Below are 12222 nucleotides of genomic sequence, written 5' to 3'. Positions count from 1 at the left end.
AATAGTTTAAATAACGAGGGAGTAAACCCACCCCTCGCCCCTCCCCCGACCGTGGAGGGGAACAGGAGGAGCAAGTTTTTTGATCACTAATTATCCGGACAGTTGTGAGATCCGATTGCCTGCCTAACTCAGTTATAGCCTCAAGTTGTCTCATAAATCATTCCTGATTGCTATATGAAAGATAAAATAGAAAAACGCATTGCTAGTCTAAAAGCTGAATTTGAATCTGGAAAAAAAACGCTGTCTGATTTGGAGACCAAACAGACCAACCTCAGAGAGACTTTATTTCGGATAAGTGGTGCAATACAGATATTAGAAGAATTGCTAGCTGAATCTCAAACACCAGAAGAAAACGACGCTCAAAATCTTGAGGAAGATGCCACAAGTCCCCTAACTAATTGATTAAGGTGAACCTTATGGGTAATCAACGAACAACTCAAATCAAAACAACAGAAGCAAACAATCAGAGAAAGGCTTCAGTGGCTACTCAACCACCGTTGTCGATTAATAGCCCAGTTCACCCTATTCTGCAACTCCAACAACAACTGGGCAATCAGGCAGTTAATCGTCTGATTCAAACAAAAATGACAGTTGGCCAGCCTGGGGACACTTATGAACAAGAAGCTGATCAGGTCGCAGCTACTGTAATGCGTACCCCAGCACCACAAGTGCAGCGTCAAACGGAAGAGGAGGAGGTTCAAACTAAACCCATTACTCCCTTGGTTCAACGTCAAATGGAAGAAGAGGAGGAAGTTCAAACCAAGGCCATTACTCCCTTGGCTCAACGTCAAATGGAAGAAGAGGAGGAGGTTCAAACCAAGGCCATTACTCCCTTGGCTCAACGTCAAATGGAAGAAGAGGAGGAGGTTCAAACTAAACCCATTACTCCCTTGGTTCAACGTCAAATGGAAGAAGAGGAGGAGGTTCAAGCCAAGCCCATTACTCCTCTGGTTCAACGTCAAATGGAAGAAGAAGAGGAGGTTCAGGCCAAGCCCATTACTCCTTTAGTTCAACGTCAAATGGAAGAAGAGGAAGAAAACGAAAAAGTCCAAATGCTCCAACGACAAACTGACGAAGAGGAGGAAAAGGTTCAAACCAAAGCTGCCCCTGGTCAAACCCCTAACGTATCTGCCAATCTAGAAGCTCGCATCCAGTCCGCTAGAGGGAGTGGTCAACCCCTGTCAGACTCAACCCGTGCCTTTATGGAACCGCGCTTTGGCTATGACTTCAGCAACGTGCGGGTGCATACAGACGACCGAGCGGCCAGTGCCGCCCGCGATCTCAACGCCCAAGCATTTACCGTCGGTCAGGATATCTTCTTTGGCAGCGGTCGCTACGCCCCTGAGTCCACCGTAGGAAAGCAGTTGTTTGCCCATGAATTAGTTCACACTCTCCAGCAACAACCTAAGTCGCCTTCTGCCTTTGTTGCAGAGCCATCTGACCCTGAGCAAGCACCAACTGCGCTAGAACCTTCCTTGCCACCCCTAAGTTCTGAGGAGGCAGGTGGTAATAAGTCTCTAGACACTAAAACTGAGCCTGAACCCAAAACAGATGGGGGTAAAAATGATGTTGCTTCTCAAGAGAGTGTAGAAACAAAAGTTGAGGACACCGAACCATCTCTCAAATCAACGGCAGAGGAATCGGAATCAGACGTTGCACTTGAGTTAGAAAAACCTTCTGCCATTGGAGAGGAAGAGGTTGCAGAGGTTAGCTCTCTTTCTCTCGAAGGAGCATCCGACCAGGCACTGAGCAAGTTTATGGAGTCCAGTCCATCCGAAATCGCAGCAACCCAACCCAACCTCGGTACTCAGCTTGACAGCAACCTGAAACAGGAGCAGCAAGCTGAGGTTGAAAATGCTCCTACCTTAGTTGCTAAGACAAGCGGCACAGTGGAGGAAGGGGTGAAAGCTCCTGAACAGATTTCGGCAGGGGGGGCAGAAATCAGTGATGGAGTAACTCAGACAGATCCGGGTGAATTGAAAGCCAGTCCTCCAGAAAATTTAGGGACACTCCCTAACAATAAAGAAAAGGAAAAACTGGTAGATCGACAAGATGACAATTCTTTCCTAGGCTGGTTTCGCAACAATATCAAGGGTTTTCTCAGCAGTATCTCTACTGATGCAGGAGTAAACACCAGTGCTGGAGAGCGCGAAAATGTGGAACTTAAGGGCGAAGCAGATCCCCAACGCATGGCTAATCAGCAGAGTGATGCGGAATCTCAGCTCAAAGCCCAACGAGACATGACGGCGAATACCTTTAAGCAGCACCCAGGACAACAGAATATTCAACCGAAGGAGGTGAATGAAGAGAAAACAGCTCAACTGAGTTCAGAAGCTTTTGTCTCTATTGAAACACCTGCTGATACTGGGGCAATGGATTATGTCAATGCGCCTTTGCCACCGGATGTCCGTAACCATGCAGATAAATTGTTGAAACCTACCCTAGATGCTAACCTGGCAGAGGCAAAAACCCAGACTCAGGATGCCGTCAAAACGCGGGATAAGGATAAAGCTGCGAAAATTAATCAGGCTAAGTTAGACGCTGTCGCCGTTAATCAGAAAGCTGACAAGGATCAACGAGATATTGTCGTAGCCAATCGCCAGGAAGTAGCCCAGCAGCAGCAAGAGGGCATTGATGATTCCTACGATCAGGTCAATGAATTTATAACTGAAGCCGATCGGGAACAGGTTGCCAACCGCAAGGAGATTGGCGATCGGGTGGAGAAGTCGGAAGGAGAAGCTGATAAGGAACTGGAAAAGGGTGAGGAGAAGGCAGAAAAAGAGAAAGAAGCGAGTGAGAAAAAAGCAGCGGATAAGAAGAAGGAACTAGAAAAGTCTCAGGAAAAGGATAGTTGGTGGGATCGAGCCGTTAGTGCGGTTAAAAGTGCGGTTAAGGCGATTACGAGTGCCATTGATGATATTTTTACAGCCCTGCGTGATGCGGTCAAAACCATTATCGAGAAAGCTAAGAATGCAGCAATAGCACTCATCAATAAGGCTCGTAACTGGGTGATTGACAAGCTGAATAAATTCCGAGATTGGGCTAAAAATCAGGTTAATAAGTACCTCAAAGACCGTTTCCCAAATCTGGCCAAGCGGATTAATGACGGCATTGATAGCGTAGTCGATACGGCGATCGAGGGAGTAAATGTGGTGGCAGATGCAGCCATAGCTGGAGTGGAAGCCGTTGCTGATGGTTTAGCTGCTGGACTGGATAAGATTCTTTCAGTCTACCAAACTGCTTTGAAGGCAGCAGTACAGATTGCTGGTGCAGTAATTACTGGCGACTTTGCTGAAGCTCTAAAAGTTGCTCTTCAGGCTGCCTGTGATATTGCTGGAATTGACTCTAAACCTATCTTTGACTTTATCGATCGCGCCGCAGGTCAAGTCATGGCCATCCTGAAAGATCCTAAGACATTCTTCAATAATGTAATGGAGGCGATCGGCGGCGGGGTTAGTAATTTTACCAAGAATATTCAACAACATCTGATTAAAGGACTGATTGGTTGGCTGACGGGGGCACTGTCAGAAGTGAATCTGTCCCTACCGGAAACTTTTGATGCCAAAGGAATTCTATCTCTGGTGATGCAGATTTTGGGATTAACCTATGAAAATATCAAGGCCAAGGTGATCAAGAAATTCCCGCCCGCTGCCCAGGTAATTGATGGAGTAGAAAAGGGAATAGAAATTGTTCAGAAACTGGTCAATGAAGGGCCAGCAGCTTTATGGGAAGAGGTCAAACAGAGTTTCTCCAATCTCAAAGAAACTGTGATATCTGGGATTCAGGATTTTGTGATTAAGACCGTTGCCAAAGAAGGTATTGCCTGGTTGTTGGGTTTGTTGACTCCTGCGGGAGCGATCGCCAAGTTGCTGAAACTGATATTTGATTTTGTCATGTTCCTGGTAGAACGTTTCCAGCAAATTAAAGATTTTGTTATGTCGGTTTACAACTCCATTACAGCCATTGCCTCTGGTAATCTTTCCCAGGCAAAACAAGCCGTTGAAGATGCCTTGAGTCGGAGCTTGCCTGTTGTGATTAGTTTGCTGGCATCCCTTGCTGGTTTAGGTGGTATTGGTAAGACGGTGAAAAATATTATCGGTAAAGTTGCGAAACCTGTCAATAAGATTGTTGATAAGTTGATTGACAGGATGGTCAAATTTGCGAAGAAGTTGTTGAAGAAGGGGAAAGCAGTTGCTAAGAAAGCTAAGAAAAAAGTTAAGGCTGGTGTGTCAGCTTTGCTTGCATGGTGGAAAATTAAGAAGAAATTTAAAGCAAGTGATGGTCAAATGCATACTGCTTATTTCACTAGAAAGGGCAAGAAAGCTGTACTAATGGTAGCTAGTGAAGCAATGACTATAGAAGAACTTATAAGTAAACGAAGGAACTCGGAGCCTAAACTGACTGCCAGTCAGAGTAAAGCACTCAGTAATGCTGAAGGTATTTCTAAAGATTTGAGAGAATATACAGAAACAACCTCAGCTCAATTAAGTACAGCTAGCAAGAGCTATCAAACCAATAGAACTAAAGATATTAAAACCGAGATAGATCAACGCCTAAAAAAACTTACTACAGAATTAGCAAATGGCGATGCTTTACCCAAGGGTTTTGTCGCCTCGAAAGTCACTTATACCATGGCTAACGGCAAAGCCAAACGAGTAGTTGCCGATCCTTTAACTAAGGTCGAGGGTAATACAAGAGGTGAAGGAACTAATACTAGTCTTAAAATTGGTGCAGATGAAGTCATTGAATATATTAATAAAACAACTTTATCTAAAAGTGGCAAAACTTCAAAGAGAGATTGGCGAAAAGTACATCTTTTGACTGAGGCTATGCATGGTCCCTTCAAAGTATGGAATGTCGCTTGGGGTACAGCACAAGTAAATTCTCAATTCTTAACTGGAGTGGAAAATTTTATCAAGGATAATAGTGATAAATATATTTACAAATTTGAAGTCTTTGTTAACTATAACTCTGGACCAGATGTTGTTGAAACTAAAGAAGATGGAACAGAATTAAGAGCTGCTGCTAGTTATTTTCCTAAAAACTTCAAGATTTCACTTCAGTATAAAGAAGCCAATAAAAATATGCCTTATAAAACACAGTTGAAAAATCATATTATTCCTGGAGCACCTATTCCTTATCGAGATGCTGCTATGATTGCTCAACAAAAGACTGTTTTGAAAGACAATAATATAAGAGGTATTAAGAACAATATTCAGCGTTATTTGAAAGCTAGAAAAGAACAAAAAGATGCACAAAAAACTGCATATACATGGGCAAGATATTTGACTACTAATATCGAGAAAAGCATAAAAAAAGAATTTTTAGATAAAACAGATATTCAAAATATCAAATCATTTTATGAGGCCGAGGCGACCAGCCTAGGATTGAAGCTAATGTCACAAGAAAAGATGAAGAAGTTGGGTATTTCCACCATAATTTCAGGAACCTAGATAAACTGAACGACTTTGCACTTTCAGCACAAAGGTTCTTGTATCACACTTACAGCCTGAAAGTCTGCGAAATAATTCTGTCGAATTACTTATGCTATCTTTCTTCTATAATATTACTCCCAGTCAGTAGCGCCTGAAGTCCATTTATCTTTTTCATCGATATGCATTATCCATTTTTTATCAGTTAACCAAATATCAAAAACACATAGAGGAAGCTCAGCTAGTTGTGTTTTCCAATTCTGAATTTCTAGACTCCCTTCATCGGGATAATAGTTGATTTGTTGCCTTACATTAATATCACTGATGATTTCATCCTTTAATTCAAGAAAATAATTGTGCACATTAAACGAATATCGAGGAATAGATAGATAAAGTGGTAATTTGACGAGAATGTCACCACTTTTTTGAGGGTTACTATAATCAAATAGGAGGTTTAAAATAAAACTTTTGGAGTAGTAGAATCTAGGACACTCAGGATTGATGATATAAACACGGAGCTTCAAAAAAGTATCTTTCTTTTCTACAGCTTCACACAAGTAAATGGCAGTCATTTTTTTCCTCTTCACTTATTAACTTAGATTTATTTATACCAATTCGCCTTCTAAAGTGTAATTTTCAAAATCTGAGTGAATCCGAAACAGCTTATCTAACTTAATAAAGCAGACTAGGAACTTAATTCAAAGTTACGTTTCTGAACGCGAACTGGTATTATTAGACATTTCCAAAAATTTAGCTATGGATAATTATCAACTCAATCATAATTTAATTTTTAATAGTGACACGCAAGTTTCCTTGACCACTCGTTTTGTCAACCTTGCCCTCACTAACCAAGAAAACACTCCCAACGAATGTCGTCTGACCCTCCAAGTCAGTCCTGCAACCTACCAACAAATCGAAACCCACTCCCTCTTTAACCTCAACCCTGAATTTCGTGGTACCTTCTCTAACGGTGATTTCTTGCCTGATCGTAATCTTAAACTGGAAATCACCCTCAAACCAGACTTACTCCCCCAACTCTCAGAATACGCCAACACCCCTGAAGCTGTTGCGACCTATCTCACTAACCTCAGCCAACAGACTTCTTTGCCTCCAACTGCTTCCCCCTCTGAAACCGAACCACAGTCACCATTGTCCTCCAATCCCCTCCTCAACACCGAAAATTGGTTCTGCCTATCTGTCAAACAAGACCAAGACTCTGGCCAAACAGGCTATACCACCTTTTGGAATTACGTCAATCCAACAATCCTTAACCATCCGGAAACCGCCAGGGAACAAATTGCCGAAGGCATCACCAACTTTGCCGAAAACTGGGCTGCTGCCAACCTTAGCGCTGCAACCGAAGATATTGCTGAGGAACTCGTCAAAGGAATCACCAACCTCTTTGAAGGATTTGAAACCTGGCTCGATAACGCTTTTTCTGAGGATGATAATAACGAGACTGACGATTTGGCCCGTGAAGAATCCATCCTGACAACCATCATTGCCTACTTCACGAAAGACGATTGGACCTTCACCAAACTCCAAGGACAATCCGTTTTACAAATGGCCTACCAGGGCAAAAACGGTCTCTGGAACTGTTATGCTCAAGCTAGAGAAACTGAAGAACAATTTGTTTTTTATTCGATCTACCCTGAATTGGTCTCTGAAGAAAAACGATTGGCCATGGCAGAACTACTCACCCGTATCAACTATGGTTTAATCATCGGCAATTTCGAGATGGACTTTAACGATGGTGAAATTCGCTACAAAACCAGCATTGCTGTTGAAGGCAACATCCTGACATATAAAGTCATCAAACGGTTGGTGTATGCTAACGTTGCGATTATGGATTACTACTTACCGGGTATCCGGGCAGTGATGGATGAGAATATCTTACCAGAAGAAGCGATCGCCATCATCGAAAGCGACCGCAGGATCTTGTAGTGCGATACATCCAAACTGATAAATTCTCTGAACTACACATATTAAAATACCACAAATGTTCAATGACCTGCTCTCAGCATTACAAAAGCTAGATAAATTACTAGAGCAAGCAGTAATAAAAGCACAAACTTTCTACGGTTCAGAAGCTGCTAATGACCCTTATCGAGGTCTTCGTATCGATCCAGATGAGGTCAACAGACTCCTAGATCGTCAACCCGGGATACCTTTGTTTGCAGTAGATACTGAATCTGTTCAAACTAAAATTATACCATTAAACTGGCTAAAACAAACTTTCGATTTGTCTGAATTTGATTTGGACTTGATGCTAATTGCTCTAGCTCCAGAAATTGATTTGCGTTACGAGCGTCTCTATGCCTATCTTCAGGATGATGTTACTCGCAAGCGACCTAGTGTTGATTTAGCCCTAAATTTACTCTGTCCTTCTGCTGAAGCAAAACTGCTGCAACGAGTCCATTTTGCTCCTGATGCACCCTTAATCAAACATGGCTTACTTCACTTAATTCCTGACCCCCATCAGGTTAAGCCACCAATATTATCCTATTATCTGAAGCTAGACGATCAGGTTATCCATTTTCTCTTAAAACAAAAGGGACTTGAACCACGTTTAGAATCATGGTGTCAATTATTAGCTCATCCTGCTGTTGAGGAAAAATTCCCCATTCGGGATGAAATCAAGCGGATACTTCCTAAACTAATCACCCAAGCTCAAAATACACACCAACTTTTACTTATCTATTTCTCTGGTTTGCATCCTGCTGAGAAACGCCGTGGGGCGATCGCTCTTGCAGCTCAACTTAACAGGCAGTTATTAATTGCCGACTTACCTCAAGCTTTAGCAATTAAGGAAGACTTTGACCAATTGCTCAAATTATTGTTCCGTGAAGCTTGTTTTCACAATGCTATCCTCTATCTGGAAAGTTTAGATGCACTACAGACGAAAGAGCAGCATCTGTTATATAAAAGCTTACTTGATAGACTAGCTGAGGTGAAAGATGTGGTAATCTTATCGGGAGTACAGTCGTGGGTAGCAACTTTCGATATGAAGGGTGTGATTACTGTGCCTTTTCCTCTGCCTGATTTTTCCCAACGGCGTATACACTGGCAAGCAAATTTGGAATCCAAAGGAATTGTACTTAGCGATCGCCAACTAGATACCCTTGCTAATCGTTTTCGTTTGAATTCAGAACAAATAGCTGGTGCAGTTAAAAATGCCTCTAATCAAGCTTTGTGGGTTGCTGCTTCAGAATTTGAGGAATTGCCATTAAACAATACAATTCAACCTAGTCTAAACGATCTATTAGTAGCAGCTCGCGAGCAATCTGGTAATAATTTAACTGAATTAGCTCGCAAAGTTAACTCTAAGTATAATTGGCAAGACATTATCTTACCAACGGATCAACTTGCTCAACTCAAAGAAATTTGCAATCAAGCAAAGTATCGTCATATCGTTTATGATAAGTGGGGTTTTCACCGCAAGCTGTCTATTGGTAAAGGTTTAAATGTATTATTTTCTGGTCCACCGGGTACAGGCAAAACAATGGCTGCGGAAGTTATCGCCAATGAACTACAGCTTGAACTATACAAAATTGATTTATCCCAGGTTGTCAGTAAATACATTGGGGAGACAGAGAAAAATCTGAACCGCATTTTTCTAGCTGCGGAAACAGCTAACGCCATCCTGCTGTTTGACGAAGCAGATGCTTTGTTTGGCAAGCGTTCTGAAGTTAGAGATTCCCATGACCGCTACGCCAATATTGAAATTGGCTATCTATTGCAGAAAATGGAAGAATATGAAGGTATATCAATTCTGACGACAAATCTGCGTCAAAATTTGGATGAAGCATTCGTGCGTAGGTTAGCGTTTACGGTTCACTTTCCCTCACCAGATGAAGCAAGTCGTCGGCAGATTTGGGAAGGAATTTGGACTGAGGAAATCCCCTTGTCACCAGATATAGATTTTGATTTTTTGGCAAGGCAGTTTAAATTGAGTGGTGGGAATATTAAAAATATTGCCTTAGCTGCTGCGTTCCTCGCTGCTGAAGCTGACAGTGCAGTAATGATGGAACATCTTTTACAAGGAATTAGGCGTGAGTATCAGAAAATGGGTAAGGTATGGGATAATGTCCTCACAGGGTGATAAGCGTTAAATTACAATAAACAACTATCATAGAAGTCAAAAGTCATAATTCAAAAGTCAGAAGTCAGGAGGTTCAGTTAGAGAATAGGGAAAAAGGTTGAAATTTGCTCCCATCTCCTCTACTCCCTATCTTGAATAATTATATCGGGACTTACGCACTGACAATAGATATAGGGTTTTGTGCGTTACACTACCGCTTTTTCCTATAGTCATGCTCTGCAAACATGTCGTGGAGCGTTAACGGAGTTATGCGACAGCAAAGCACACCCTACTGGGCCTATATCGGAACTTACGCGCTGACAATAGATATAGGGTTTTGCTCAGTTAAGATACCGCTAACACACCCTACCAATAGCGTTTATGGATAAGTCTTGATATAATTTTGAATTTATAGCAAATTATTTTTGTATATATCTATAATACCATTTGAATAAATATTTTGATACAAATATTATTACCTCTAGCCAACTCCTATTCCTTACTTCCTATTTTAATTAAAAATGAAAAAACAAGATAAAACCTTACCCTTAACCTTACTAGGGGCAACCGTATTAATGATTATTGGTAGTGTCGCTGGCTACATTATAGTAGCTTCCAAAGAAACAGCAGATAATTTGCCAGTAGGTGCTGAAGTTGTGCCCAAAGATGTAATGATGACTATTTCTGTCTCTAGTAACCCCAGTCAATGGGAAAGACTGCAACAGTTTGGCACACCAGAATCTCAAACTGCTTTTAAAAATCTATTGGGGCAACTGCGCGATCGCTTTCTCACGACTTATGGTTATAACTATCAACGAGATATTCAACCTTGGGTAGGAGAGGAAATAATGATTGCTTTATTGCGCAAGCAAACTCTAGAACCAGCTAACTCTACTGCTCCCGACTCTCCTCCTCCACCTCCAGCTCAACAAGCAACTGTGGTGGTCTTGCCGATCGCCGATCCAGTTAAGGCCAAACAAGTTTTAGACCGACCACGCTCTCTTCAAAAAGGTCAATTAGTTAAACGTACTTATAGAGGTATTGAAATCACAGAAACGGAAGGAGTGCCCAAGCAAGATATTTCTGCTGCAGCATTGGGGAATCAGTATTTAGTAATTACTGACTCCCAGACTTCAATAAATCAGGCGATCGATATTTATAAAGGAGACGAGTCTCTGGCAAAAGTTCCTGGTTATACAGAAGCGATCAAGAAACTGGAAACTCCTTCACCCTTTGGTTTGGTATATGTGAATATTCCTGTTGCTGCTGCTTATAGTTCTAGTAAATCTATTACTCCTGTTTCTGAGGAAAATCTCAAACAACTTGAGGATAACCAAGGAGTGGCAGCTAGCATCAATTTAGTTCCTGAAGGTATAAATTTAAAAGCTATTTCTTGGCTAAAACCTAATAGTCAGAAAAAGTTTACCGTAGAAAACAAAGCTATGGAAATGTTAAATCGAATTCCGGGAAATGCTTTGATGATGATATCTGGCAGTAATTTACAGAAAATGTGGTCTGATTATGTCAAAAATGCAGCAGCTAACCCAGTAGCTCCGATTAACCCAGAAACATTGCGTCAAGCTGTTAAGAATACAACTGGTATGAATTTAGAAGAAGATTTTCTCAACTGGATGGCAGGAGAATATTCTTTGTCTTTGCTGCCTATCCCTAAAAGTAAGGATGAGTTAAATAAATTTGCTGCGGGGTTTGTCTTTATGATCAAAACAAGCGATCGCCGTGCTGCGGAGGAGTCACTGAAAAAGTTGGATGAGGCCATGAAAAACCAAGAATTTGAGGTAGGTGAAGCTGTTGCCAGTGGAGAAGCTGTTGTTAAGTGGACTTCACCATTTGGTGGTTTTACCGTAATTCGTGGTTGGTTGAATGGGAATGTGGCATTTTTTACATTAGGAGGTTCTGTAGAGAATCAAATTTTACCCGCGCCAACAACTTCTATGGCTGAAAGTGCGGTATTACAAAAAAGTTTACCACCAGAGTCAGAATCTTTTAACGGTAATTTTTTCCTTGATATTAGTAAAAGTTTCAATCCTCAAAATCTTTCTATTCCGCAACTACCTCCAAATCAAAAAGTTTGGATAGATGGTATGGAATCTATTGGAGTGACGTCTATTGTAAGTAATAATCGTACAACTAATTATGATATTTTTGTCAAATTGAAAAAACAGGAGTTTTAGAAGTCAAGAGTCAAAAGTAATCTGTGACATAGAATCTTGCTACAGGCGTAGGTTGGGTTGAAGAATGAAACCCAACATACAGCAGATTCCAGCTATAGTTTAGCCTTTTTCCCATTGCTAGAGAACTTAGTTTTATGTCGGTTTAAATATTGCAACTGAGAGAGTTTAGCTTCTAACTTTCTATAAGATTTAGCACCAGGAAATACCTCACCAGTTGAGAGTGTCGCTAGTGATTTTATATCATGTCCGGTTAAACAGTGATAAATAAATAACTACGGAGGAGTCAGGATTCAGGAGTCAGGAGTCAGGAGGAAAGAGGTAATAAAGAAGAACAACAGGAGAAGAAGGAGAAAGTTTTTTTATAACTAATTATATCAAATCCGGTAGCATCGGTATAAAAAAATTAAACCTGATAAATTAAGGGATGAATAGTAAGAGTTGGGCGATCGCCATGCCGAGATTGTTAAAGCTAGAACCACACAAAAGTATCGAAGAGTTGGAAAAACTCTACCGACAA

Annotated in this window: 6 protein-coding genes; 5 read left to right on the top strand and 1 reads right to left on the bottom strand. The window is 41.3% G+C overall.

The window, feature by feature from the left end; translation table 11 throughout:
* The first annotated feature begins 174 nt into the window (after nt 1–174).
* Together F6K06_RS17575 and F6K06_RS17570 are read left to right on the top strand one after the other, a co-directional pair.
* Nucleotides 175–402 carry a hypothetical protein gene (locus F6K06_RS17575; RefSeq protein ID WP_124145270.1) on the top strand — a complete coding sequence of 76 codons (228 nt, stop codon included), beginning with the start codon at nt 175–177 and terminating at the stop codon, nt 400–402.
* Between the two features lie 14 nt (nt 403–416).
* Nucleotides 417–5453, top strand: coding sequence for a DUF4157 domain-containing protein (locus F6K06_RS17570; RefSeq protein ID WP_287323278.1), 5037 nt, complete (start codon nt 417–419; stop codon nt 5451–5453).
* Between the two features lie 113 nt (nt 5454–5566).
* On the opposite strand, the gene F6K06_RS17565 is transcribed toward F6K06_RS17570, so the two are convergent.
* A complete protein-coding gene (locus F6K06_RS17565; protein WP_287243898.1) occupies nt 5567–6004 on the bottom strand; it encodes a hypothetical protein in 438 nt (145 codons plus the stop codon).
* Nucleotides 6005–6188: 184 nt separating this feature from the next.
* On the opposite strand from F6K06_RS17565, the gene F6K06_RS17560 reads away from it, so the two are divergent.
* From F6K06_RS17560 to F6K06_RS17550, 3 genes are all read left to right on the top strand, one after another.
* The gene (locus F6K06_RS17560) at nt 6189–7376 is read left to right on the top strand and encodes a YbjN domain-containing protein (RefSeq protein WP_287243899.1); all 1188 of its coding nucleotides are present in this window, start codon (nt 6189–6191) and stop codon (nt 7374–7376) included.
* Between the two features lie 55 nt (nt 7377–7431).
* The gene (locus F6K06_RS17555) at nt 7432–9534 is read left to right on the top strand and encodes an ATP-binding protein (protein ID WP_287243900.1); all 2103 of its coding nucleotides are present in this window, start codon (nt 7432–7434) and stop codon (nt 9532–9534) included.
* 500 nt (nt 9535–10034) lie between these two features.
* Nucleotides 10035–11705, top strand: coding sequence for a DUF3352 domain-containing protein (locus F6K06_RS17550; RefSeq protein ID WP_287243901.1), 1671 nt, complete (start codon nt 10035–10037; stop codon nt 11703–11705).
* Nucleotides 11706–12222 lie beyond the last annotated feature (517 nt).

Source organism: Okeania sp. SIO1H4 (assembly GCF_010672695.1).
Classification (GTDB): domain Bacteria; phylum Cyanobacteriota; class Cyanobacteriia; order Cyanobacteriales; family Microcoleaceae; genus Okeania; species Okeania hirsuta.
Note: the sequence above shows the minus strand (reverse complement) of the source record. Positions and strands in the feature narration are given on the sequence as shown.

What these genes read in the sequence shown, in the direction of transcription:
- F6K06_RS17575 (WP_124145270.1), top strand. Translation starts at nt 175, where the DNA reads ATGAAAGATAAAATAGAAAAACGCATTGCTAGTCTAAAAGCTGAATTT.
- F6K06_RS17570 (WP_287323278.1), top strand. Translation starts at nt 417, where the DNA reads ATGGGTAATCAACGAACAACTCAAATCAAAACAACAGAAGCAAACAAT.
- F6K06_RS17565 (WP_287243898.1), bottom strand. Translation starts at nt 6,004, where the DNA reads ATGACTGCCATTTACTTGTGTGAAGCTGTAGAAAAGAAAGATACTTTT.
- F6K06_RS17560 (WP_287243899.1), top strand. Translation starts at nt 6,189, where the DNA reads ATGGATAATTATCAACTCAATCATAATTTAATTTTTAATAGTGACACG.
- F6K06_RS17555 (WP_287243900.1), top strand. Translation starts at nt 7,432, where the DNA reads ATGTTCAATGACCTGCTCTCAGCATTACAAAAGCTAGATAAATTACTA.
- F6K06_RS17550 (WP_287243901.1), top strand. Translation starts at nt 10,035, where the DNA reads ATGAAAAAACAAGATAAAACCTTACCCTTAACCTTACTAGGGGCAACC.